This is a genomic window from Arthrobacter sp. 35W (assembly GCF_000482545.1).
GTDB lineage: Bacteria > Actinomycetota > Actinomycetes > Actinomycetales > Micrococcaceae > Specibacter.
This window is the reverse complement of sequence record NZ_KI519454.1, coordinates 1,272,155-1,296,811: the sequence shown is the minus strand read 5'-3', so window position 1 is coordinate 1,296,811 and position 24,657 is coordinate 1,272,155. Positions and strand designations below refer to the sequence as shown.

Below are 24,657 nucleotides of genomic sequence, written 5' to 3'. Positions count from 1 at the left end.
GTGGGCTCCTAGGCGTGGGCGAGGACGGCGCTGTCCTCGACGGTGTTGTGATGGCTGCGGAAGCCATGGCGGGCAAGAAAGCGTCCGACGGGGCCGGGGTCGTGGAAGCCCCCATTGCTGACCACCACCTGGCCGGCAGAGACAACGACGGCGGGCCAGCCGGACAGTGTGTGGCCGTCGAACGGGGAGAAGTCCGTCCCCATGTGCAGGTGGTCGCCCGCGACGGTGCGCTCCTCGGCCGGGTCAAAGACCACCAGGTCCGCGTCGTAGCCTTCGGCAATGATCCCCTTGCCGGGAACGGCGTTGATCCGGGCGGGGCCCGCGGCGAAGACCTCCACGAAGTCCTCCACCCGGCTGCCCGGCTCCCCCATCATGGCCGTGAAGGTCACGGGCATCCGCGTTTCCACGCCCGGGAGGCCATGCGGCATGGCGCGGACGTCGTCCGTTCGCTCGAGCTTCTGCGACAGGTCGTAGCAGGAGTGGTCCGAGGCGACGGTGTGGATGGCACCGGCGGCCAGACGGTCCCGCAGCGCGGCAACCGTGCGCGCGCTGCGCATCGGCGGGCAGCAGGCGAACCACTCGGGAAAGCGGGAACCGTACACGCCCTCGTCCAGGGTGACGTAGTGCGGGCAGGTCTCGGAGAACGCCTGTAGTCCGCGGCGGCGCGCCTCGGTGACCAAATCAACGGCACCCGGCGTCGTTTGGTGGACGAAATAGACAGGTGCGCCGGTGTACTCGGCCATCGCCAGCACTTCCTTGACGGAGATTTCCTCGGCGAGTTCCGGGCGGGTCAGGTGCAGGTGTTCAATGCCGATGGTGCCCGCCGCGGCGTGCTGCTCGGTGCAGTCGGCGATGATCGGATCGTGTTCGGCATGGATGTAGGTCAGCCCGTCCAGCCGCACCATCTCACGCATCACCTTCAGGAGGGTGTCTCCATCCGCCATGGTGCTGCCGCGGTTGGTGGTGTACATCTTCACCGAGCGCACCCCCTCGGCCGCCAGCTGCTCCAACTGCCACGGAATGCTCTCGTCCCAGGCAACCACTGAACCGTGCAGTGCCACGTCGCAGCGGGACTGCGTGGCGAGCTCCTTCTTGATGCGGACTGCCTCAAGCGGGGATTCGGTGGCATCGCGCGGGATGCCGAAGTCGATGATGGTGGTGGTTCCGCCCCACAGGGCCGCCGTCGACGTCGTCGCGTAGTCATCCAGCGTCGAGTACCGGCCGGTGGTCTGGTCGACGTGGCAATGCCCGTCCACGCCGCCGGGAATCACCAGTTGCCCCGTGGCGTCGATGGTGCGCAGTGCCGCCGGAATGGGCTGCGTTGCATCCACCACCTGCTCGATCTTTCCCGAGCGCACAACAATGTGCCCCTGGCTCCGGCCGCTTGCATTGACGATGGTCCCGTTGGCGATGACAAGTTCTGCTCTGTCGGACATTGTTCTTCCTAACGTGCTGCGGCAGCGGCCTGTGCCGACTGCACGTCGGCCAGGGCTGCATCGAGGGATGGGGAGAGGCCCTTGCGGGCCTTGAGGGGCGGCGGGGCAAACGAGCCGGCCCGGTGCGGTCCGGACGCCAGCGCCACCACTGCCTCGGTCATGCGGATGCCGGCCGAGATGCCGTCGACAACGGGTACGGGGATTTGCCCCGCCAGTTCCCGGGCGAGCCCGGCCAGCGGCGCTCCGGCCAGAATGACGACGTCGGCGCCGTCTTCCTCCACTGCCTGCCGGCTCAGGGCCAGCAGGGTGTCTTTGAAATCCGATTGCACCGAGCCGATGCCATTGAGCGCCTCGTTGATGGACCGGATGGAGACCAGCCGGCTGGCAAGGCCGAACCTGTCCACGCACTCCCGGTACCACGCCTTAATGCGGTCCGAAATGGCGATGATGGCGAAGCGCTGGCCCTGCAGGGCCGCGGCGCACAGGGCGGCTTCGGTGATTCCAATGACGGGGACGTCGGCGAGCTCCTTGAGCGCCGGCATGCCCGGATCGCCGAAGGCGGCCACCACGACGCCGTCCACCCGCCCCGCGGACGGACCGCCGCAGTGCTGGGCGATGGTCTCAGCCACCGCCCCGGCGGCGATGAGCGCCTCGAACCGGGTCTCGATGTATTCGACACCGTGGCCGGCCGTCCTAATGACAAGCTCGGTGCCGGGGGCGGCCGAGCGCAGGGCCTCGGCCTCGATGAGGGCTGTAACGTCCTCGCTGATGTTGGGGTTGATGACTAGCAGTTTCATGGCTTCTTCCGTTACGGGACGGGCTGGGACAGTGCTGACGGCGCGGTGTCCGACGGGAACTGTTCACGGTATTTATCGATGTGGGAGGCCGATCGGGCGGCCGCCCGTTCTGGATCGCCACTGGCAATTGCCAGGTAGAGGGCGCGGTGCTCCCGGAGCAATTCGGGCAGATCGTCAACATGCCTGAACAGCCAGTGCATCCGCCCCTGCAATGGTTCCAAGGCCGACCGGAGGAAATCGTTGTCCGCGATCCGGGTGATCGCGTCATGGAATTCGCTGTTGGCCCGATGCGCCTCCAGCAGCGATCCCTTGGCGAGGAACTCCTCGGCGGCCTCCAGCAGGCCTTCAAGCGTCCGAAGGTCGTCGGCGTCCGCCCGCGCCGCGGCCAGGCGGCACGCCAGGACTTCCAGGGAGTTCCGGACGTCAAAGAGGTCTGCAACGTCCTTGGCGCTCAGGGCACTGACCTCGGCGCCCCTGCCGCCGCGGTCGCTGATGATTCCTTCCTGGCGCAGCATCCGCAAGGCTTCGCGGACGGGGAGCCGGGAGACATGGAATTCGGCGGCAAGGTCGCGTTCAACCAGCCGGGTCCCGGGAGCATAGTGGCCCTCAAAGATCCTCACACGGATGGTGTCGCGGACGGTTTCGCGCAGGGGGCGGTCCTTGTCGCGGGGTGCGTCGGGGGTGCGCATGGTTTCTCCATTCGGATTCTTGACGGCGGTTGATGCTCCCGGGATGGCTGCATCCGTTTACATGTGGCTAGACGGCCAGGCGCTTGCTGTAGTCCAGGACCAGCACCGAGACGCCCATGATGACGGCGGCGCCAACGAAGTACAGCAGGGCCCAGGTGTAGGAACCGGTTGCGCCGACGATCAGTCCCACAACAATCGGCGTGACAAAGCCTGAGATGTTGCCGCTGAGGTTCATGGCACCTCCGAGGACGCCGGCGTTGGTCCGGCCACCGAGGATCGAGGGGATGCTCCAGAAGAGGCCCACCCAGCGCAGGAAGAACATGACCACGGACAGCAGGACCACCGCCGTCGTCGGATCCGCCACGATGGTGACGCCCACCAGGCCGGCAACCACTACAGCGCTGGAAACGCCCAGCAGGGTGCGCATCACCCGGTTTGCCGATGCACCTGACTCACGCCATTTGTCGGCAAGGGTGCCGCCCAGGATTTCGCCCACGAAGCCGGCTCCGAAGATCACGAAGGTTGACCAGCCGATGGTGTTCAGGTTGAAATGCTTGGCCTGGGCCAAGTACAGCGGGCCCCAGGTCAGCAGGCCGTAGAACACGCCGTTGAAGCCCAGCCAACCCAGGCACATGGCCCAGAAGGAGCGGAACTTGAGATACGGGAGGAGGGCTCGCCTGCCCTTGCTGCCGACCATTTCGGCGGCCGCGTCTTCCTCCGCGTGGGAGGCCTCGATGTAGGCGGCCTCGGCTTCATTGACGGCACGGTGCTGGCGGGGGTTGTCGCGGACATACCACCAGACGGCCAGGCCCATGAGAATCGTCGCCGCACCGGCGATGATGAACGAGTACCGCCAGCTGCCCGTGACGGCAATGAGCCAGGTGATCAGGATGCCGCCGATTCCGGCACCCAGCGGGGCGCCGGCGTCGAGGATGGTGGCACCGCGGCCGCGTTCCTTCTTGTGCATCCAGATGGCGTTGAGTTTGCCGCCGGCGGGCATGACGCCGGCCTCCGTCACCCCGATGCCCAGACGGGCAATGAACATGGTCAGGAAGCCGCCAGCCAGGCCGGAGACAGCTGTTGCGGCGCCCCAACCGAAGCACGACGCCGTGATGATTTTGCGGGGTCCGAACTTGTCGATCAACAGTCCAACGGGAATCTGCATCAGTGCGTAGGTCCAGAAGAAGGCCGACAACAGGAGACCGACGAGCTCCGGCGGGAGATTGAAATCCTTTTGGATGATGGGCAGCGCCACGGAGATGGAACCGCGGTCAATGTAGTTGACGGCAACGAGGATCAAGAGCAGGACAAAAAGCTTCCAGCGGACGTTGGTGCGACGTTGCACTGCGTCCTTGCCGGGCGTGGTGTCCTCGTTGGCGCCTGCGGGTGCCACCGATTCGGTACTTGGGAGAGACATAGCTGCTCCTTTACATGGAGGGTGAGGGACTGGAGCGTGGCCTGCCAGGAACCACAGCCATCGAGATCGGGGCCCGTTGGACGGCTGGCGTGGGTTCTGCGGGTGGTCCTGCGGCAGGAGGTTCACGAAAGTTTTTGTTTGGGATCCCAGCTTGGGATCCCAAATTCAAATTTAGAAGTGTCCCGCACCACAGTCAATGGCTTGGTTGGGCTGAAACTAGAGCCCAACCATCCAGGTTCGGTATACAGAACGGTAATTTCTGGGATCCTGCGGCAATCAGGGCATCTCCGCACTGGAGGTAATCGATCTCCCTTGGTAGCTTTCATCGCATGGCCACCAAACGGAGTTCGATGCCCCTCGTCCGCGTTCACAACTTCTCCATCTCCCTCGATGGCTTCGGCACCGGTCAGGGGCAGGAGCTCAATGCACCTTTCGGGCATGCCGGGACTCGCCTGCTCGAGTGGGCTTTTCCGACGCACACTTTTCAGCAGATGGGCTTCCATGGCGATGAGGCCGGCTCCAATGGAATTGATGAAACTTTCGCAAGCCGTTGGGGCTCCGGCATCGGCGTGGAGATTATGGGCCGCAACAAGTTCGGCCCCCAGCGCGGCCCGTGGGCCGACGAGGACTGGCGGGGCTGGTGGGGCAACAACCCGCCGTTCCACACCCCGGTGATCGTCCTCACGCACCATCCGCGCCCCCCGCTGACCATGGACGGTGGCACCTCTTTCCACTTTGTGGACGCCGAACCGGCTGAGGCCCTCGAACAGGCACGCATCCTCGCGGGCGGCCTGGATGTGCGGATCGGCGGCGGCGTCGACACCATCCGCCAGTTCCTCGAGGCCGACCTGATCGACCAGATGCACATCGTTCTAGTGCCAATCATTCTTGGCCGCGGCGAACGACTGTGGGACAGCCTCGAAGGACTCGAGGAACGATTCCACATAGAAGCCGCACCCTCCCCCAGCGGTGTCATCCATCTTGTCTTCGCACGGCGCGGCCGAGCCACGCCTGGCCCTGGATGATTGATTCGAAGGGGTGGCAGCGCAGGCAAGCTCGGGTCAGTGTTTCCTGCCGCCAACACCCGGCACGGACGTGACCTGTGTCATCCACGCCACAATCTCGACTTCGTTGATGTCGTCCACGGATTCCAGCTCCACACCCCGGGTCGATTTGCCCATCCCCACCGGTGCCACCGGCGGCACCGGCTCGAGCGCCGCGCCATTGATGAACATGAGCTTGACATGGCGGGCAAAGCCGCCGCAGCTGAAACACCACCCGTCGCCGACGCCGTAGTACGCCATGCCCCACTTCACGGAGCGCTGGAGGCTGGGCAGCGTCGTGGCCGCCAGCGCATCGATCGCTTCGGCGATGCCGCGCTGCGGCTGCGGCAGGCTGGCGATGTAGTCGAAGACAGGCTTGTCGCCGACCGCCGCCTTCGCGGGGCTTGCCCTGCCGGTCATGGCTTCCGGAAGTGCAAAGGCGGCGGCTTGCGCTGAGGTGCGGGCGTCCGTCTTGGGAATATCCTTCTTACCGCTCTCCCTGCTGGTCATGGAGAGCATTATTCCCTACGCATCAAGGGAAGCCGCCAACCTGCGCACACGACGCTGGCCGCGGTGCTGCCGAGCCTCATTCTTGGCCCCCTGCACATCTACGCAGCCAGGGCGAGGGACCGGGCTCGGACATCAGCCGGCGGCTTCTCGACTTTTCGTGTATCGGGAGGCGATCTGTGGGCTCTGGCCTTGGAAGGCGGCCCGGTCCGCCACGAACACGGTCTCGAGGAGGCCAGCCTCTTGCACCCCGGGTGCGATGACGACCTCACCGAGCTCAATTCCGGCCAAGGCTGCGGTGACGACGTCTTCGGGGCGCATGCGGGGCACCGCGGATAGATCCATGCCTTGGACTGCGTGGAACTCGGTTGCCACGATGCCCGGGCACACAACGTGCACGCTTACGCCGCTTCCTTCAAGTTCGGCATGCAGCGTTTGTGACATGGCAACCGTGCCGGCCAGACTTCCCGCGTACACGGCACGCTGGCCTTGTGGTGGTGCCGCTGGGGAGGCGCCCGAGAAGGCGATCATGCCAGCGACGTTGATGATCGTTCCCGAGCCCCGCTCTAGCATCCCAGGGAGGACGGTGCGGGTGAGCAGGGTGGGTGCGAGGGCCTTGACGTAGTTGAGTCTGCTGCGACAACCTGGACGTCCGCGGACGGCAGGGACTCAGCCAGGACTTCCAGACGCTCCCGGCGGCGGCCGACAACGAGCAGATCGTAGCCGTCCGCGGCGAGGCGTTCGGCGAAAGCCTTCCCTGTCCCCGATGATGCTCCGGTGACTACGGCCAGTGGCAGCATGTTTGCGCTCCTTTGCGAATACGGTTCAGGACACCAGCTTGGCGAGATTGTCGAGCTCATTGGCCCGGCCGGCCAAGAGGCGCCCGGTCCACACCTCGTCGTGCAGCTGTTCGACCCGGATAGTCACCTCAGTGCCGCCGTCGACCTCGGCAAGCTCGACGACGGTGAGGTGCGCATAGGGCCCATGGTCCGGAACGAAGTCGATGAGCGAGCTGTAGGCCAGCCGTTCCGGTCCGGCAATCTCGGTGAACGTCTTCTTCGATTCTGTGGCCAGCGGCATCCCCTGCTGCTCCATGAACGCGATCTGTTCGGGTGCGACGGCGGTCATCGTATAGATGAGTTCGCCGCCCTCGCGCAGGTCAAGCTTGGCTACGTTGGTGCGGAATCCATCCCCTTGTCGATACGACCACAGTATTCCGGGTCCGGCTGGCACGGAACACCCCCAGGCGTGCCCGCGACGCTGGCGGACGTGTCAGTGCTTCCCCTCATTCGGCGAAGACGGTGCGGTCCAGGAAGTCGTTGCGGAACTTTCCGGCCGGATCCAACCGTGCCGCCAATGCCTTGAAGTCGGCAAACTTCGGGTAGAGCGGAGCCAGCTCGGCGGCCCCGGCGGCAAACACCTTGCCCCAGTGCGGGCGGGCGGCAAACGGCGCCAGGGCCGCCTCGATGGCCGGAAGCACCGCCTCGACCGCGCCCTGGTCCCGCTTCCAGGTCAGGTGCAGGCCGATGCCGTCACGGCCGTAGTTGCCGCTCAACCAGAGGTCGTCCGCGGCAATGGTGCGGATCTCGGACACGAGCAGCAGCGGGGAGATGGTGTCCGAGAGGGCGCGCATCGCCGTGATCGCCGCCACGGCATGCCCGCGTCCCACCAGGTACTCGGACTGGATTTCATCGCCGTTGCTGGGCAGGTAGTCCATCCGGAAGTGCGCCAGCCTGTCGGACCACGGGCCTTCGACGCCGCGCTGCTCGGTGCAGTTCTCCGCCGACACGCCCGGCAGCGGGTGCATCGGCTGCCCTGCCGCCGTGCCGCCAAAGAGCGGCGCCGGCCACGCGGCGGGGCCGGCGCCGCCCACGCGCTCCTTGAACCACGCCTGGCCGACCGTCTCGCCGCGCCAGTCCGTGAACAGGCTGACGGAATAGGCGGCGGAGGTCACGCTGTCCAGGTCCGCCAGCACCTGGTCCCACGGCAGGTCCAGGTAGACGTGCTGGGCCACCGTGAACAGCGGCTCGATGCGCAGGGTCACCTCCGTGACGACGCCCAGGGCGCCCAGGCCCACCACATAGGCCGGGAAGTCCGCCGTCGTACTGCGGCCGACGGTGCGGACGCGGCCGGCGGCGTCAACGAAGCGCAGGCCCACGACGGCGGTGGCCAGGTTCCCATTTCCGTCCCCGGAGCCGTGCGTCGCCGTGGCAATGGCCCCGCCCACGGAGATGTGCGGCAGGGAGGCCAGGTTGTGCAGGGCAAAACCGCGCCCGGCCAGCTCCGTGGCCACCGTCCCGTACGTGGCGCCGGCACCGACCGTGGCCGTCAGGGACTCCTCGTCGATGGTGATGGCGGCCGGCAGCCGGTCCAGGCACACCAGCGTGCCGGCGGTGTCGGCGATGGCGTTGAACGAGTGGCGCGACCCCAGCGCCCGGACCCTCGCCGAACCGGCCACCAGCGCCGCCAGCTCGTCCTCGGATTCCGGGTGGTGGATCCCCGCGGCCCCGTAGTGGTGGTTGCCGGCCCAGTTGGATTCAACGGTCCTCTGCTGCACGGGCATGACTGCTCCTTTGGTGGCGTGAACGATCGAAATTCCTGGGTGGGACACGGCGTGGGGAATCGCGGCCACTGCACGCTGGCGCAGGGACGATGCGGGGGCCAAGGTTCGGCACCTGCATCGTCCCTGCACCTCAGGCTAGTTTTTGGCGACCTCGAGCTCAACCACTGCCCAGGACAGGGCCGGCAGGGTAAGGCGCAGTTCATCGCCGGAGGCCTTGACCCCCGCCAGCGCTGTCAGGCCCACCTGCCCGCGGGTGTCGAGCTCGTTCTTGGCGAACCGGTCCTTGCCCTCGGGGATCTCAAGCACCTCGGCCCGGGTGATCCGTCCGGCGTCGAACCCGCGCAGCGCCACCTCAACATCGGCCGCCTCCTCCAGGCCGCGGTTGGCGAAGAACAGCGCGATCCTGCCGCTTTCCTCATCCCAGGTGGCACTGACGTCAACCAGGTCCGTGCCGCCAAAGCGCGCGTTCTCATACTTGTCGGAATCCACTTCGGTGCGCAGGATCAGCCCCTTGGCCAGCTCCGCCATCCGGGCAAACGGGTAGAAGATGCTCTGCCGCCACGCCGGACCGTTTTCCTCGGACAGGATGGGGGCAATGACGTTGACCAGCTGCGCCTGGTTGGCGATCTTGACGCGGTCGCCGTGGCGCAGCAGCGAGTTCAGCAGCGTTCCGACGACGACGGCGTCTGTCACGTTGTAGTGGTCCTCGATCACCCGGGGGTGTTCGCGCCAACCCGAGGCGTTGACCCGGTGCGGCTGGTCCTCGGTGTCCAGGCCGCTCTGGTACCAGACGTTCCACTCGTCGAAGGAGAGGTTGATGTGCTTCTTGTGCTTGCCTTTGGCCCGGACCGAATCCGCCGTGGCCACCACAGATTCAATGAAGTAGTCCATGTCAACGGCGCTGGCCAGGAAGCTGCCGGCGTCGCCGTCGTGCTCCTGGTAGTAGGCGTGCAGGGAGACGTAGTCCACCTCGTTGTAGGCGTGGGTGAGCACCGTCTGCTCCCACGAGCCAAAGGTGTCCATCTGGGAGCTGGAACTGCCGCAGGCCACCAGCTCGATGTCCGGATCGACAAAGCGCATGGCCTTGCCGGCCTCCTGGGCCAGCCGGCCGTACTCCTCGGCCGTCTTGTGGCCAATCTGCCACGGCCCGTCCATCTCATTGCCCAGGCACCAGAGCTTGATGTCGAACGGATCCTTGTGCCCGTTTTTGGCGCGCAGATCCGAGAGGTAGGTGCCGCCGGGATGATTGGCGTACTCCACGATTTCCCGCGCGGCGTCCACGCCCCGGGTGCCGAGGTTGATGGCTTCCATGATCTCCGTACCGGCCTTGCGGGACCAGTCCACGAATTCATGCAGCCCGAAGGCATTGGTTTCCAGGGTGTGCCAGGCGCCGTCGAGGCGGCGCGGGCGGTTGGCCACCGGCCCGATGCCGTCCTCCCAGTTGTAGCCAGAGACGAAGTTGCCGCCGGGGTACCTGATGACAGTGGCGCCCAGTTCCTTGGTGAGTGCCAGAACATCCTTGCGGAAGCCCTGCTCGTCCGCTTCGGGGTGGCCGGGCTCGTAGATTCCTGTGTAGACGCAGCGGCCCATGTGCTCCACGAAGGAGCCGAACAGGCGCCGGGGCACCTCAGAGATGGTGAAATCGCGGTCAATGCTGATCTTTGCGCGGGACATGGTGCGGGGTCTCCTCGAGGGTTGTTGGTCGTGTCGATCTGGTGGGTGGAGCTGGTTCAGGTGCCGGCGAGCCCGGTAGTGGAGATGCCCTTGACGATCTGCCGCTGGAAGAACAGGAACACCACAATCAGGGGCAGGGCTGCCAGCAGTGCCGAGGCCATGTTCTGGGCGTATTGGATGCCGTAGGCGCTCTTGATGGTCTGCAGGCCCACCGGCAGCGTCAGCAGAGAGCTGTCATTGGTGGCGATGAAGGGCCAGAGGAAGTTGTTCCAGGCACCGATGAAAACGAAAATGGCAACGGCGGCCAGAATGGGGCGGGACAGCGGAAGCACAATCAGCCAGAAGATCCGCAGCCGGCCGGCACCGTCCACGCGGGCCGCATCCTCCAGCTCGCGGGGAATCTGGTCGAAGAACTTCTTGAGCACAAAGACCATCGCCGGGGCAATCACCTGGGGCAGGATGATGGCCCAATAGGTGTCGATCAGGTGCAGTGACAGCATTTGGTAGAAGAGCGGGATCATCAGCACCGGCGGCGGAATGATGATGGAGCCAATGATCGCCCCCATCAGCAGCTTCTTGCCCCGGAACTCGATCCGCGACAGCGCATAGGCCGCAAGCGCCGAGATCGCCAGGGTGATGGCGGTGATCGCCGCCGAGGTAAAGAGCGAGTTCCAGGTCCACAGCGGAATGTTTCCCTCCGAGAGCACCTTGGCGAAGGCGTCGAAGGTGAAGCCCGACGCCGGAACCCAGCTGATGGGGGTGGCCGCGGCCTCCGTTTCGCTCTTCAGGGCCGTGGCCGTCGCCCAGGCAAAGGGGACCAGCCAGATGACGGCAAAGACGGCGACGACGGCGGTGGCGGCAACGCGCGCCACCGGGAACTTCTTCCGGGACCGGCGGGCCGGCGCAGCCGGGGTGGTCCGGCTGGGTCGGGCAAGAGTCTGCGTGGCCATGTCATGCGCTCCTTTTGCGGGTAACGAAGAACTGTCCGATCGAGAGGACCACGATGAGACCGAAGAAGATGAAGGAAATGGCCGAGGAATAGCCCAGCCGGTAACCGGTGAAGCCCGTCTCGAAGATGTACTGGACGATGGAGCGTGTGGACCCGGCGGGTCCGCCAGCCGTCATTTGGTAGATCTGGTCAAAGACCTTCAGCGATGCCAGGATCTGCAGCATTACGATCAGTGCAGTGGTCGGGTTCAGCTGCGGCAGAGTGATCGAGAAGAACTTCCGCCAGCTGCCGGCCCCATCCAGGGAAGCCGCCTCATAGTGCTGCTGCGGAATGTTCTGCATGGCGGCCAGGTACAGCAGGAAGTTGAAGCCCACCGTCCACCAGAGCGTAGCGATCACAATGGACCACATCGCCACGTTCGGATCATTCAGCCAGGCCACCGGTGCGATGGAGAACGCGGCCAGGAAGTCATTGATCAGACCCAGCTGTGGGTTGAACATCCAAGTGAAGAAGAGCGACACCACCGTGGAGGCCAGCAGGTACGGGGCGAAGAAGGACAGCCGCCAGAGCCACTGCGCCGGCAGGCCAAGATTGACCAGCGCGGCAAGGGCCAGGGCCACCAAGACCAGCGGGACGGTGCTGATCACTGTGAAGTACACCGTGTTGCCCATGGAACGCCACATATCGGCGTCGCCAAAGGCCTCCGCATAGTTGGCCAGCCCGATCAGGGTGCCGTTGGCTCCCGTCAGCGACTTTCCGGTCAGGCTCATGTAGGCGCCGTAGACCAGCGGCCACACCAGAAAGACCAGAAAGAAGGCCAGGAAGGGTGCAGCGAAGCCCCAGCCGTGCAGCGTATCGCGCCGCTTCCCGGCGGCCCGCCGCAGCGGCGGGGCTCCGGCGTCGTGGGCCCGGACCTCGGTCCGGCGTTGGATGGCAGAAGTGCTCATGCGATGGACTCCCTTGTCCCGAAAGTTGGGTTCTTTCCCGTGGTTGGTGGGTTCAGTGCCATGGGGCTACACCGGGTTCGGCTTGGACAGCAGGGTGTCCAACCGCTTGATGAAGGCGTCCCAGCCCACCGAGGCCTTGTCGCGGCCCAGGAAAACGTTCTGCACGTTCTCGGCAAAATAGGACTGGAAATCCGAGCCCGACCCGGTGAACCAGGCCTGCGGATCGTAGTTGATGATGTCGGCTGCGCCGGCGTAGTGGGCCTGCGGCATCAGAGCCTCGTACTCGGCCGACGTGACCACCGGCTGGTAGGCCGGGATGTGGCCGGCCTCCGCCCACGCCAGGGACCCCTTGAGGATGTCGCTGACAAATTTGTACACATCCCGGCGCTTGGCCTCGTCCAGCGACGACTGGTGCGGCAGCACAAAGGCGTGCGAATCCGCGTATGCAGCAGGAGTGCCAAACAGTGTTGGGATGGGCATGGCCTCCAAGGGGATGCCCGCCGTCTTCATGGTCGGCAGCTCCCAGACGCCTGAGAAGAGCATGCCCGAGCCTCCCCCGGCAAACTCGGCGATCGCAGTGCCGCCGTCGCCGCTGCGCGTGGCAATGGTGTCGTCCAGCATCGAGGTGATGAATTCCAGGACAGTGATGGCCACATCCCGGTCCACCTGCGCCGGCTGCCCCTGGGCCAGCACCATGTCGGCGCCGTGCTGCTTGTAGAACGTGTAGAACATGCGCCACATCTGCGCGCCGTCGCCCAGGTAGCCGTAGGACAGACCGTGCTTCCCCGTCGCCTTCTGCAGTTCCCTGGCCACGTCCAGAAATCCGGCCGGGCTGTCCACGGGCTGCAGCTGCCCATTGGATGCCAGGACACCGGCCTTTTGGGCGATCTCGGTGTTGTACATCAGGATGAACGGATGCGAATCCAGGGCAAGGGAGTAGACCTTGCCGTCCAGTTCGCCACCTTTCCACACCCGCGGCGCAAAGTCGGTGGGCCGGATGCCGTTCTCGGCCAGCAGGGACAGGTCCCAGGGGTCCAGCAGTCCACCGGGGGCGTAGCCCGGCATCCTGGCCGCGTGCATAATGGCCACCTCCGGCGGACGCCCGCCGGCGGACGCCATGGCCAGCTTTGTGTAGTACGGGGCGCCCCAGGCCAGGACGGTGGGATCGACGTGGAATTCGTGCTGTGCGGCGTTGACCTTGTCGATCATCCCCTGCATCTTGATTCCGTCGCCGCCGGAGAGCAGATGCCAGAATTTCAGCTGCTCCGCAGTGGCGGCCGCTGCCGGACCGCCGCAGCCGGACAGGGCTCCTGCGCCCAGCAATCCGCCCAGTAGTGCTCCCCCACCCATCATCAATTGCCGGCGGGACATTCCATGCGTGTTGCTGCTGTTGTAGCCGTTGACTCGATTCACCCGTCACTCCTTTGGACGCGTTGGCACCGGACACTGGAATCCAGTGGTCGGTGCGAAACCAGGCTTGATGCTCTGAGAACCTGCGGTTTTTATGACCTGCCTCACAGATTACATCGTTGTAATGATGACGGCAAGGGATTTTTGTTAGCGCGCACAATTCTTTTCGGCGGTCTGGGTCCGCCCGGGCTAGCCCCGGCTTCCGCCTGGGCCTGTGCTGCCCCGCTCCACGATCCGGTAGGGCAGCGATACGTCCACCACCGCCCGCTTGGGGCTGCCCATCCGCTCCGTCAGCAGGCGGAGGGCATTGACGGCGAGTGCCTTTTTGTCGAAGGACACGGTGGTAAGTGCCGGAACGGCAAACTGCCCGTCTTCAATGTCATCAAAACCGGCCACCACCACATCCTCGGGCACCCGGTGCCCGGCGTCGGCCAGTACGCTCAGGGCACCGATGGCCAGCGAATCTGTGAAGCAGAAGAAGGCGTCCGGCAGCTCGTTGTCCGCCAGAAATGCCCGCAGCGCCTCGGCGCTTCCCCTCGGCGTCCAATAGTCGCAGCCGATCTCCAGCCGCGGGTCATGGGGGATGCCCATTTCCGACAGGGCCTCCCGGTACCCGCGGGAGCGCAGCAGGGACGTGGCCGATCCCCGACCCTGGTCCGCACCCACCACGGCAATCCGCCGCCGGCCGTTGCGAGCCAAGGCCAGGGTCATGTCCTTGGCCGCCGCCAGGCTGTCCACCCACACGCGGTCCGCCAGATGCTGGACCACGTCGCCCAGCAGGACCACGGGGGGAAGAGTGCCGCCCACCCGGATGGCACTCTCGTCCAGGACCACCGGATTGAGGATCAGCCCGTCAATGAGATTGGTGCGCGCCTTCGACAGCAGGTCGTGTTCCCGTTGGGGGTCAAACCCCGTCTCCTCGATCTGGACACTCCAGCCTTGGTCGTGGGCCGCCTCCACAATGTGGTGGGCCACTTCGGCCGAATACGGGGTGCTCAAATCCGGCAGCGCCAGGCCAATCACACCTGAGCGGCCGTTGCGCAGGCCCCGGGCGGACAAGTTCGGGACATAGTCCAGCTCCGCGAGGGCCGCCTCGACCTTGCTCCGGGTCCGCTCACTCACTGGAACCAGACCGTTGACCACATTGGACACGGTCTTTGGCGACACCCCCGCGCGCGCGGCAACATCCTTGACTGTGGCGCGCACAGTTCCCTACCTCTCCCCTGCAGTCAGCGTGGCTTTCCACCGGACACGTCCGATGCTACAAGACCACACCCCTCAGCCGGGTGTCACCAACGCGATGGCCCCGTGCAGCTAGCGCGCCGAATACGCTCCATCCACCAGGTGGTCAATCGAGGACGGGGGCGTCGGCCAGCCGTGGCGTGTGGATGCAGCCCGGGCCGACGGCATTGACCCGGATTCCGTGGGGCGAGACTTCCAGCGCGGCCGACCTCGTCAGCCCGGCAACGGCGTGCTTGGAAGAGACGACATAGGCGGCGGTGTTGTGCTTGATTGCCGCGGCGGTTCCCCCCTACTGCTCGAATCCCCTCAACCAGACGCTCTGCGCTTCGAGGTTGATGTCAGAGACGACCTCGGTGGCCCCTCCCGCCGACAGGAGCTTCTACGCGGCTGCGCCGTCGTCGAGGACTGAGGACTGAGGACTCCCACGTTGACCGGCCCCGCAGTCCCCCAAATGGACTGTGGCATAGGCAGCCAGCCTGTACGGCCTGCGATGCATCGTTCCACCAAACAGAACCAAACCATTGACAGTGCAAACCGTTTTGGCTACTGTGACTTGAGCGACATACAAAACGTTTTGCAAAGGAGCAGGTTCGTGGCAAAAGTAGGCATCCGGGATGTGGCGAAAGCTGCCCAGGTTTCCGTGACGACCGTGTCGCACGCGCTCAGTGATGCCCACGGTTCCCGCGTCAACGCCGCGACGAGGGACCACGTCCGGGCGGTCGCCGAAGAACTCGGCTACGCGCCCAATAGATTGGCGAGCGGACTGCGCAACCAGCGCTCGTACCTGCTCGGCATGGTGAACGATCAAATCGCAACCACTCCTTTTGCCGGCGAGATGATCCTGGGGGCCCAGGATGCCGCCTATGAGCGCGGATGGCTCCTGATGATGCTGGACACCGCCAGCGATCCGGAACTGGAGAAGAAGCAGATCAATACTCTGCTCCAGCACCAGGTCGATGGCATTGTCTACGCCAAGATGTACCACCAGCGGATTGCAACCCCCACCGAACTGGCGGGAGTGCCGACAGTCCTGCTGGACGCCACGTCGGATCTAGGGAGCATCTCCTCCGTCGTGCCGGATGAGGTGGCGGCAGCACGGACCGCCGTCCGCACCCTGATCGACGCGGGGCACAGGACCATCGGCTTCATCAACAACATTGATGACATTCCCGCCACGCACGGACGGTTCCAGGGGTACGTGGAGGCGCTGGGGGAAGCTGGCATCGACTTCGATCCCGCCCTCGTCGCCACAGCTGAATCCAGGGCCGAGGGGGGCCGAATCGCTGCCCAACACTTGCTCTCCCTGCCCACGCGGCCGACGGCCCTGTTCTGCTTCAGCGACAGGATGGCCATGGGCGCCTACCAGGCGGCCGGCTCCCTCGGCATGACCATCCCACACGACCTGTCCGTCATCGGGATCGACAATCTCGAACTGATCGCGGAGGGCCTGTGGCCTGGCCTGACAACAGTGGCACTCCCCCACTACGGCATGGGCCGCTGGGCTGTGACGCAGCTCCTGGACGAGATCGAGGCCTCTGGGGATGAGGAACCCGTCCACATGATCTTTGACTGCCCGCTGGTCCAGCGCGGGTCGGTCGCTCCGCCACTGCACATCTAACGCAACGGCACACCGCAAGCAACACCTGGTACGCACAAAAAATGGGGACGTGGCTGCTCTAACAGCCACGCCCCCGGGCGGAACCATCAGCACAAGAACCCAGTAGAAAGATTCAACAGCAATGAACACTCGCTTCAAGCGGCTCCTAGCCGCAAGTCTAACCGCCGCCACTTTGGTCGGCAGCCTGGCAGCCTGCGGGACGGGCGCCGGAAACTCCAAGGACGGAGCCAACGGCGAACTCACACTCTGGACGCACAACGCTGGAAATCCGGACGAGCTCGGGGCCATCCAGTCCATTGTGGACGCCTACAACCAGAGCCAGAGCAAGGTGAAGATCAAGGTCCAGGCCTTCCCGCAGGACTCGTACAACGATTCCGTTGTCGCGGCGGCCTCGGCGAACAAGCTGCCGTGCATCGTCGACATCGACGGACCGAACGTCCCGAACTGGGCCTGGTCAAAGTATCTGGCGCCGTTGAACCTCTCGGTTGATCTGTCCGCGAACCTGCCCAGCACCCTGGGCAAGTGGAATGGCCAGACCTACTCGGTAGGCTACTACGACGTGGCCCTGGCCATGCTGGCCCGCGCTTCGGACCTGAAGGCGGCCGGCGTACGGATTGCCACCGCGGACAATCCGTGGACCAAGGACGAATTCAATGGCGCACTGGCGGCATTGAAGAAGCTGGGCAAATGGGACGCGCCACTGGACCTCGGCACGGCCGGTACTGGTGAGTGGCTGCCCTACGCGTACTCCCCTTTCCTGCAGTCCTTCGGCGGAGATCTGATCAACCGCAGCGACTTCCAGAGCGCGGACGGCGCCCTCAACGGCGACAAGGCTGTCGAGTGGGCCAACTGGTTCCATGGCCTCATCGCCGACGGCTATGCCGCGCAGAAGAGCGGCAAGGACTCCACCGCGGATTTCCTGAACAACAAGAGCGCCATCGTCTACACCGGCAGCTGGGCGGCTGACAAGGCACGCACGGCGCTCGGCGACGACCTGGTCGTCATGCCATCCGTGGACCTGGGCAATGGCCCGAAGATCGGCGGCGGATCCTGGCAGTGGGGCGTGACCACCGGCTGCAAGAACCCCGAGGCCGCGATGGACTACCTTTCCTTCTCCCTGAAGCCGGAGAACATTGCCGCCGTCGCCAAGGCAACCGGCACGATCCCCGCCACAGACGCTGCCGCCGCGCTGGTGCCCGGCTATGAACCCACGGGCAAGAACCGCCCCTTCCTCGACTTCTCCAAGAAGTCCGCCGTGCTGCGCCCCGAGACACCGGCCTACCCGTTCATCGCCACCGAATTCGGCAAGGCCGCCCAGGACATCATTTCCGGCGCCGACCCCAAGCAGGCCTTGGACAAGGCCGTCAAGAACATTGACGCCAACATCAAGTCCAACAACGGCTACAAGAACTAGTCCGCCTCCGGGGTGCCGCGCCGCGATTGAACTGTCGCGGCACCCCGGCCCGGGATCCAGTCAGGACCAGAAACGATGAATTCCTCTCCAGCTCCGGCATCCCTGCCGGCCACAGACCGTGCCGTCCCTGCAACCTCTTCAGCACAGAAGCCGCGCCAGCTCAAGAAGTACCACCGGCGCGAACAGCGCGCCGGATGGGCCATGCTGAGCCCGGCCGTAATCCTTCTACTGCTCTTCGTGTTCGTGCCGGCCGTGCTCGCCTTCGGGCTTGCCTTCACCAACGCCCGCCTGATCTCCCCGAACCCGCCCGTCTTCGTCGGGGTGGACAATTTCGTCCGCTTGTTCGCCGATGACGGGTTCTACCGGGCCCTGCTGAACGTGGCGTACTTCGCCGTCGTCGTCGTGCCACTCCAGGCCGGCGTCGCGCTGCTGATGGCACTGCTGGTCAACGGCAAGGTCCGCGGGGTCAACTTCTTCCGCACCATCTACTTCCTGCCCGTGGTGACGTCCATGGTGGTCGTCTCCCTGCTGTGGTTGTTCATGTACCGCCAGGACGGCCTGCTCAACGAAATCATCACCAGAGTGACATTCGGAGCAGTCCATGGACCGGACTGGCTGAACAACACGGCGACGGCAATGCCGGCCATCATCCTCATGTCCGTCTGGCAGGGTGCCGGATTCCACATGATCATCTGGCTCTCGGGGCTGCAGACCATCTCGGCGGATCTGTATGAAGCCGCTGACATCGACGGGGTCAGCCGGTGGCAACGGTTCAGGTACATCACCTGGCCCGGGCTGTCCGCCACCCGCAGCCTAATCCTGATCACCATCACCATCCAGGCATTGAGCCTGTTTACCCAGGTCAGCGTGATGACCCAGGGCGGGCCGCTGGATTCGACGACGACGATCGTCTACCAGGCCGTCCGAGCCGGCTTCAAGCAGCAGGAAACCTCCTATGCCTCCGCGATTTCGCTCGTCTTCTTCGCGCTGGTCCTCATCGTCTCCGCAGTACAGCGATACCTCACCCGAGAGAAGTCCTGACATGGCCACCACCCTCGAAAGCGCCCGCCCGCGCACACGCGTCCGTTCATCCTCCCCCAGCCCGCGCCGGGTCCGTGGCATCGGCGGCTGGATCGTACGAATCCTGCTGGGCGTCGTCTTTGCCTTCCCCCTGCTGTTCATGTTCGTGTCCTCGTTGAAGCCGGACCAGCAGATCTTCGGCGACCTGTCCTCCATTGCCGCGTTCCTGCCGGTCGGCAACCTGTCGCTGGACAACTACGGTGCCGTCTTTGACCGGGTCCCGGCCGCCCGCTTCCTGGTCAATTCCATTGGCATCTCGGCGGTGACCGTCGTTCTGGGCGTCCTGATCAACAGCCTCGCTGCATTCGCCCTGTCACGGATGAAGGTCCGCGGCAAGGGAGTCATCCTGACGCTGATCATCGCCACCCTGATTGTGCCCTTCGAAACACTGGCATTGCCCCTGGTCTGGTGGGTCAACCAGCTTCCCTGGCTGGATCTCAACGGGTTCTCGTTGTCACTGACCACGGGGTGGCTGGACACCTACCAAGTGCAGATCCTCCCGTTCGTGGCCAACGCCTTCTCCATCTACCTCTTCCACCAGTACTTCGAATCCATCCCCAAGGAACTGGACGAAGCCGCACGAGTGGATGGGGCCAGCTGGTTCAAGATCTACCGCAAGATTGTCATGCCGCTGTCTGGACCGGCCATCGCCACGGTGTCGATCCTGACCTTCCTCCCGGCCTGGAACTCCTACCTCTGGCCGCTCATGGTCGTCCAGAGCGAGGAACTGCGTCCCGTCATGATCGGCGTGCAGTACTTCTTCCAGCTCAATGTCTCCTGGGGCGAGGTCATGGCCTATTCGTCAATGATCACCCTGCCCGTCGTCGCACTGTTCATCGCGTTCCAACGCTCTTTTGTGAACAGCATCGCCTCCAGCGGCGTCAAAGGCTAGACACGCTGGCTCCACTTGAACAGCGTTCCGACGATTGAAGAGAAGCGAGACCTAGACCCATGACCACCCCGAACGACACGTCGCTCGACACCTTCCGGCCGGCCCTGCACTATGCGGCCAGCAACACCTGGCTCAACGATCCCAACGGCCTGATTTTCCATGAGGGCATCTACCACCTCTACTACCAGAACAACCCGACGGGCACTGTGTGGGGCAATATGTCGTGGGGGCACGCCACCTCCACGGACCTGCTGGCCTGGACCGAGCACCCGGTCGCCATTGCCTGCGATGAGCGGGAGGACATCTTCTCCGGCAGCATCGTCTTTGACCGGCACAACACCAGCGGATTTGGTACAGCGCAGACGCCGCCGCTCGTTGCCGTCTACACCAGCGCCTACAAGGCGGCCTCCGAGCACCACGGCATCCAGGCCCAGTCGCTGGCCTACAGCCTGGACGGCGGCTACACGTGGATCAAGCACGCCGGCAACCCGGTGCTCAGCCGTGGCTCGGCCGAATTCCGCGACCCGAAGGTGTTCCGCTATGACGGTGACGCCGGCAGCTACTGGGTCATGGCGGCCGTGGAGGCGGCCGACTTCCAGGTCGTCCTCTACAGGTCCGATGATCTGAAAACCTGGGAGCTGCTGAGCAGCTTCGGCCCTGCCAACGGGACCGGCGGCGTCTGGGAGTGCCCGGACCTCTTCCCACTGCCCGTCGACGGCGATCCGGAGAACCTCAAGTGGGTCCTGGTCGTGAACCTCAATCCGGGCGGTCCCAACGGTGGATCGGCCGGGCAGTACTTCGTTGGCGATTTCGACGGGACCACGTTCACTTCATCCACCACCGTCACCGAGGGCCTGCAGGATCCGGCCCGGCTGGAGGAATACCGGTGGCTGGATTGGGGCCGGGACTACTACGCCGCCGTGTCCTTCAGCGACGCCCCCGACAACCGCAGGCTCATGATCGGCTGGATGAACAACTGGCAGTATGCCAACGAGATTCCCACGGCGCCGTGGCGCAGCCCGATGTCCCTGGCCCGTGAGGTGTCTCTGCGCACCACCGACGGCGGCCCGCGTCTGGTGCAGCAGGTTGCCGCAGACCTGTCCACGACCACCGTCCCCTCGACATTGTTCGACCTCGAGGCGGTAGTCGTATCTAACGAGGCGCTGGTTCTGGACGGCGCCTCCGGCAGCGTTCAATGCATCCACCTCACCCTCACCCCGGGATCGGCGGACGAGGTTGGGCTGGTCGTGCGCGGCAACGGCATAGAGGGCACCCGCATCGGCATTCTGCCCGCGCAGGGCCGGATCTTCATCGACCGGCGGAACTCGGGGCAGGTGGACTTCCACGAATCGTTCGCATCGATCGACTCTGCCCCGATCGAGACCAGTGACGGTTCCTATGAGCTCACCATCTACGTGGACCACTGCTCCGTCGAGGTCTTCGCCCAGGGCGGGCTTCTCACCCTGACGGAATTGGTCTTCCCCGCCGCCACCAGCACCGACGTATCGCTCTATGCCGCCGGCGGCACGGCAACCTTTGACAGCCTCAGCATCAAGCGCTGGGCCTGACGGCACCCTCGGAAAGAGACGCACTATGCACAGCTCCACCCCCACGCCCGGAACCATTCTGGACGTCGTCGTCATCGGCGAAGCCCTCATCGACGTGGTCACCACGCCGGTGGGCACGAGTGAACACCCCGGCGGTTCACCGGCAAACGTGGCCTATGGACTGGGCCGGCTCGGCGTCACCACCGGGCTGCTGACAGCCATCGGCGACGACGAACGCGGCGCGGCCATCGGGACGCACCTGCACAGCGCTGGTGTGCTCCTCCTGCCGGGGTCGCGGTCCCTGGCGAGGACTGCATCGGCCACGGCCACACTTTCCGCGGATGGCTCGGCCAACTATGACTTTGACATTGTCTGGGATCTGGAACCGGTCGCTCCGGCCCATATTCCCAAGGTGCTCCACACCGGATCGATCGCGACCTTCCTCGCACCGGGCGCCGCCGCCGTCAAGGAGCTTCTGTGCCAGGCCCACCGTGAATGCCTGGTGACGTACGACCCCAACATCAGGCCCGCCCTGCTCGGCAGCCATGCCGAGGCCCTGTCAACGTTCGAAGACCTTCTCCACCTGACCGACGTCGTCAAACTCAGCGACGAGGACGCCCAGTGGCTGTACCCCGGCAAAGAGCTGGAGGACGTTGCCGCACGCATCCTGGATCTTGGTTCCCGCCTGGCGGTCATCACGAAGGGGTCCCTCGGTTCGCTGCTGGCCACCAGTTCGGCACAGCTGCTCGTGCCGTCGGTGGAGTCCGAGGTCGCGGACACCATTGGAGCAGGCGACTCATACATGTCGGCCCTGATCATGGGACTGCTCACCCGCGGGACCGACGGCTTCGCACCCGCCGTACTGGAGCAGCTGGGCCGCATGGCATCCATGGCCGCAGCCATCACCGTGCGGCGCCCGGGCGCCAATCCGCCCACCCTTCAGGAGCTGCGAACCCACCTGGACTAGGAGCGGCCGGCTCTTGGTCCTGGGTGGCGGCCCAGCTTGCCAGGAGCCGGAGGGCATCCGCCGTCGGTGTTCCTGGTTCCGCCGTGTAGATCAGCAGGTTCCAGCCGGGGTCTGCCATCAGCTCGCTGGCCTCAAACAGAAGATCCAGGGTGCCGACGATGGGGTGGCGGAAGTGTTTGACGCCCCTCGCGTGGCGCCGGACGTTGTGGTCGCCCCATTTCCTGCGAAACTCCTCGCTCCGGGTGGAGAGTTCACCGATGAGGTCCTGGAGGTCCTTGTCGTAGGGATCCCGGCCGGCCTCCGTCCTCAGGATCGCCACAATCGCATCTGCCGCGGCGTCCCAGTCGGGGTAGAAGAGCTCGGCCCTTTCCCGGTCCAGGAAAGCGTGCCGGGCCAGGTTGACGGGCCGTTCCCCGGAACCATAGACGTCCATGTGCAGCGCTCTCCCGAGGGTATTCGCCGCGATGATGTCCATCCGTCCGTTCCGGACCAGGGCCGGGCCGCCCGTGACCGCATCGAGGGCGAGCTGAAGGCCGGGGCGGACGACGGCGTTGCGCGGCGATCGCCGCTGGCGGCGGGCCGGCGGCGTCGTGGCGGCCCGTGCCAGATCGAAAAGGTGCTGACGTTCGGCGTCGTCAAGCAGCAGGGCACCCGCGATGCCGTGCAGGACCGCATCCGACGCCCTGGAAAGTTCGCCACGCTCCAAACGGGAGTAGTACTCCACACTCATCCCGGCCAGCAGCGCGACCTCGGTCCGGCGGAGCCCGGGGACGCGCCTGTTCAGCCCCGGAGCCAAGCCAACCTCGACCGGCTGGACCCTGGCCCGCCGCGTCGTGAGAAATTCCCGAATGCCATCTCGATTCAGCTCAGTCATGACACCACACTACGAGCGGTTTGCCTCGCGTGGGGTTCCCTGCCAGTACACCCCGCAGCAGGGCACCCCGCGCCCGCGGATGGGCAGGTTTGATGGTGAAGACGGCCCCGCGCCGTCCCCAAGCCACCACCGGCCCTCCCGCCAAAGGAAAACCGTGTCCCAACGCCAAGCAACACATCCCCTGCCCGCCCCAGTACCTGTCCCCGCCGAAGCCCCGCGGGCACGGGCCACCCTGGTGCTGGCCTCGCTCGGCTTCTTCCTCATCACCCTCGACATTCTGATCGTCAACCTCGCACTGCCCAGCATCGGCAGGGAGCTTGGCGGCGGAACCACCAGCCAGCAGTGGGTCATCGACGGCTACACCCTGATGTTCGCCGCCCTGCTGCTGTTCGCGGGGAACCTCTCGGATCGGATCGGCGCCAAGCGGGCCTTCGGCCTCGGCATCGCACTGTTCCTGGCGGCCTCGATCGCCTGCGCCATCGCACCAACCGCAGGGTTCCTGATCGCAGCCCGCGCCTTCCAAGGCAGTGCGGCGGCCCTCATGCTGCCAGCTTCGATGGCCTTGATCCGGCATGCCTTCCCGGACCCGCGACGGCGGGCGCACTCCTTGGGGATCTGGGCCGTCGGCGGCGCTGTCGCCGGCGCCGTGGGCCCACTGGTCGGAGGCCTGCTCACGACCATCAACTGGCGGCTCGTGTTCGCCATCAACCTGCCCGTCTGCATCGCGATGCTGGTGCTGCTGATTCCGATTGCCGCCTCGCCGCGGCGGCCCGCGCCCTTCGACTGGGCCGGCCAGAGCACGGCCATCGTCGCTCTGACGGCGCTGATGTACGGACTCATCACGGGAGGAGCGGAGGGCTTCGGCTCGATGCACGTCGTGCTGAGCCTGGCAGTGGCAGCCGCGGGCATCACGGGGTTTCTGCTGATCCAAGCCCACGGGCGGCACCCGATGATGCCCTTGGAGTTGTTCCGCTCGCTGGGTATGCGGGTTTCCCTCGCCGTCGGGTTCGCGTTCATGGCGAGCCATTTCGGCACCGTGTTCGTGCTCAGCCTCTTTCTCCAACAACACCTTGGCCTGACACCGCTCCACGCCGGACTCGTGTTCCTGCCCTCGGCGGCCTTCAGCATCCTCGGGAACATTGCCAGCGGGACCCTCGCAAACCGCTTCGGGCCGCGGGCGCCCATAGTCCTCGGGTTGGCTTCCATGGTCGTCGGGCTCACCGCCATGGTCATCACGGCACCACTGGGGTCACCGGTCCTCATGGGAGGCCTCCTGGTCCTCACCGGAGCCGGCGGATCCATCGCCATGCCGCAGGTCGCCGCCGTCGTCCTCGCCAGCACATCCGGCGAGCGGGCCGGAACCGCAAGTGCCGTGTTCAACACCTTCCGGCAGGTCGGCGGCGCCGTCGCCATTGCCGTTTTCGGGGCCCTCGTCGCTGACGGCGCCAATTTCGTCCACGGAATGCAGCTCAGCTTCATCATCGCCGCATCCCTGCTGCTCATCACCGCGGCCGCGGCCTTCGTCGTCCTCCGCCCGGCGGGCATCAAAGCCAGCCAAACCATCCACTAGGCAACCCAGAGCCGGGCCGCT

24 protein-coding genes are annotated in these 24,657 nt (G+C 65.3%); 8 read left to right on the top strand and 16 right to left on the bottom strand.

Features of this window, described 5'->3' with window-relative positions; all coding sequences use genetic code 11:
* Positions 1-8 precede the first annotated feature (8 nt).
* The 4 genes from K254_RS0105505 to K254_RS0105490 all read right to left on the bottom strand — a co-directional run bounded on the left by K254_RS0105505 (position 9) and on the right by K254_RS0105490 (position 4,339).
* Positions 9-1,436, bottom strand: coding sequence for an amidohydrolase family protein (locus K254_RS0105505; protein WP_026554519.1), 1,428 nt, complete (start codon positions 1,434-1,436; stop codon positions 9-11).
* Between the two features lie 8 nt (positions 1,437-1,444).
* Entirely contained in the window at positions 1,445-2,233 is a 789-nt protein-coding gene (locus K254_RS0105500; protein ID WP_026554518.1) for an aspartate/glutamate racemase family protein, read from the bottom strand.
* An 11-nt stretch (positions 2,234-2,244) separates the two neighbouring features.
* On the bottom strand, positions 2,245-2,922 hold the full coding sequence (locus K254_RS0105495) for a GntR family transcriptional regulator (RefSeq protein ID WP_026554517.1): 678 nt from the start codon (positions 2,920-2,922) through the stop codon (positions 2,245-2,247).
* A gap of 67 nt (positions 2,923-2,989) precedes the next feature.
* Entirely contained in the window at positions 2,990-4,339 is a 1,350-nt protein-coding gene (locus K254_RS0105490) for an MFS transporter (protein WP_026554516.1), read from the bottom strand.
* Between the two features lie 350 nt (positions 4,340-4,689).
* On the opposite strand from K254_RS0105490, the gene K254_RS0105485 reads away from it, so the two are divergent.
* Complete coding sequence (locus K254_RS0105485) at positions 4,690-5,364, top strand: dihydrofolate reductase family protein (protein ID WP_026554515.1); 675 nt, start codon at positions 4,690-4,692, stop codon at positions 5,362-5,364.
* Positions 5,365-5,400: 36 nt separating this feature from the next.
* Here the strand turns inward: K254_RS0105485 and K254_RS24765 are convergent, their stop codons facing one another.
* The 11 genes from K254_RS24765 to K254_RS25260 form a co-directional block, all read right to left on the bottom strand.
* Positions 5,401-5,892 carry a DUF1801 domain-containing protein gene (locus K254_RS24765; RefSeq protein WP_026554514.1) on the bottom strand — a complete coding sequence of 164 codons (492 nt, stop codon included), beginning with the start codon at positions 5,890-5,892 and terminating at the stop codon, positions 5,401-5,403.
* A 132-nt stretch (positions 5,893-6,024) separates the two neighbouring features.
* Entirely contained in the window at positions 6,025-6,462 is a 438-nt protein-coding gene (locus K254_RS21935; protein ID WP_196810882.1) for an SDR family NAD(P)-dependent oxidoreductase, read from the bottom strand.
* The gene (locus K254_RS25915) at positions 6,456-6,689 is read right to left on the bottom strand and encodes an SDR family NAD(P)-dependent oxidoreductase (protein WP_196810881.1); all 234 of its coding nucleotides are present in this window, start codon (positions 6,687-6,689) and stop codon (positions 6,456-6,458) included. Before K254_RS25915 ends, K254_RS21935 begins: the two co-directional genes overlap by 7 nt.
* Positions 6,690-6,714: 25 nt before the next feature.
* Positions 6,715-7,122 carry an SRPBCC domain-containing protein gene (locus K254_RS21930; protein WP_051388883.1) on the bottom strand — a complete coding sequence of 136 codons (408 nt, stop codon included), beginning with the start codon at positions 7,120-7,122 and terminating at the stop codon, positions 6,715-6,717.
* A 52-nt stretch (positions 7,123-7,174) separates the two neighbouring features.
* Positions 7,175-8,452: an FAD-binding protein gene (locus K254_RS0105465; RefSeq protein ID WP_026554512.1), complete on the bottom strand. Its 1,278-nt coding sequence runs from the start codon at positions 8,450-8,452 to the stop codon at positions 7,175-7,177.
* A 135-nt stretch (positions 8,453-8,587) separates the two neighbouring features.
* Complete coding sequence (arfA, locus tag K254_RS0105460) at positions 8,588-10,126, bottom strand: arabinosylfuranosidase ArfA (protein ID WP_026554511.1); 1,539 nt, start codon at positions 10,124-10,126, stop codon at positions 8,588-8,590.
* A 56-nt stretch (positions 10,127-10,182) separates the two neighbouring features.
* A complete protein-coding gene (locus K254_RS0105455; protein WP_026554510.1) occupies positions 10,183-11,076 on the bottom strand; it encodes a carbohydrate ABC transporter permease in 894 nt (297 codons plus the stop codon).
* A gap of 1 nt (position 11,077) precedes the next feature.
* Positions 11,078-12,022, bottom strand: coding sequence for a carbohydrate ABC transporter permease (locus K254_RS0105450; RefSeq protein ID WP_026554509.1), 945 nt, complete (start codon positions 12,020-12,022; stop codon positions 11,078-11,080).
* Between the two features lie 66 nt (positions 12,023-12,088).
* Positions 12,089-13,393: an extracellular solute-binding protein gene (locus tag K254_RS0105445; protein WP_026554508.1), complete on the bottom strand. Its 1,305-nt coding sequence runs from the start codon at positions 13,391-13,393 to the stop codon at positions 12,089-12,091.
* 228 nt (positions 13,394-13,621) lie between these two features.
* Positions 13,622-14,638 carry a LacI family DNA-binding transcriptional regulator gene (locus K254_RS0105440; protein WP_026554507.1) on the bottom strand — a complete coding sequence of 339 codons (1,017 nt, stop codon included), beginning with the start codon at positions 14,636-14,638 and terminating at the stop codon, positions 13,622-13,624.
* 142 nt (positions 14,639-14,780) lie between these two features.
* Positions 14,781-14,945 carry an SDR family oxidoreductase gene (locus K254_RS25260; RefSeq protein WP_081710067.1) on the bottom strand — a complete coding sequence of 55 codons (165 nt, stop codon included), beginning with the start codon at positions 14,943-14,945 and terminating at the stop codon, positions 14,781-14,783.
* A gap of 321 nt (positions 14,946-15,266) precedes the next feature.
* Between K254_RS25260 and K254_RS0105435 the strand changes: the two genes are divergently transcribed.
* The 6 genes from K254_RS0105435 to K254_RS0105410 all read left to right on the top strand — a co-directional run bounded on the left by K254_RS0105435 (position 15,267) and on the right by K254_RS0105410 (position 22,192).
* The gene (locus K254_RS0105435; protein ID WP_026554506.1) at positions 15,267-16,292 is read left to right on the top strand and encodes a LacI family DNA-binding transcriptional regulator; all 1,026 of its coding nucleotides are present in this window, start codon (positions 15,267-15,269) and stop codon (positions 16,290-16,292) included.
* A gap of 121 nt (positions 16,293-16,413) precedes the next feature.
* The gene (locus K254_RS0105430; protein ID WP_026554505.1) at positions 16,414-17,706 is read left to right on the top strand and encodes a sugar ABC transporter substrate-binding protein; all 1,293 of its coding nucleotides are present in this window, start codon (positions 16,414-16,416) and stop codon (positions 17,704-17,706) included.
* 75 nt (positions 17,707-17,781) lie between these two features.
* Complete coding sequence (locus tag K254_RS0105425; RefSeq protein ID WP_026554504.1) at positions 17,782-18,747, top strand: carbohydrate ABC transporter permease; 966 nt, start codon at positions 17,782-17,784, stop codon at positions 18,745-18,747.
* Positions 18,748-18,886: 139 nt separating this feature from the next.
* Positions 18,887-19,678: a carbohydrate ABC transporter permease gene (locus K254_RS0105420; RefSeq protein WP_442853053.1), complete on the top strand. Its 792-nt coding sequence runs from the start codon at positions 18,887-18,889 to the stop codon at positions 19,676-19,678.
* 59 nt (positions 19,679-19,737) lie between these two features.
* Positions 19,738-21,246 carry a glycoside hydrolase family 32 protein gene (locus K254_RS0105415; RefSeq protein WP_026554502.1) on the top strand — a complete coding sequence of 503 codons (1,509 nt, stop codon included), beginning with the start codon at positions 19,738-19,740 and terminating at the stop codon, positions 21,244-21,246.
* A 25-nt stretch (positions 21,247-21,271) separates the two neighbouring features.
* Entirely contained in the window at positions 21,272-22,192 is a 921-nt protein-coding gene (locus K254_RS0105410; protein WP_026554501.1) for a carbohydrate kinase family protein, read from the top strand.
* Here the strand turns inward: K254_RS0105410 and K254_RS21925 are convergent.
* On the bottom strand, positions 22,128-23,066 hold the full coding sequence (locus K254_RS21925; RefSeq protein WP_035749039.1) for a helix-turn-helix domain-containing protein: 939 nt from the start codon (positions 23,064-23,066) through the stop codon (positions 22,128-22,130). The genes K254_RS0105410 and K254_RS21925 overlap by 65 nt on opposite strands.
* A 154-nt stretch (positions 23,067-23,220) precedes the next feature.
* On the opposite strand from K254_RS21925, the gene K254_RS0105400 reads away from it, so the two are divergent.
* A complete protein-coding gene (locus K254_RS0105400; RefSeq protein ID WP_196810880.1) occupies positions 23,221-24,636 on the top strand; it encodes an MFS transporter in 1,416 nt (471 codons plus the stop codon).
* Positions 24,637-24,657 lie beyond the last annotated feature (21 nt).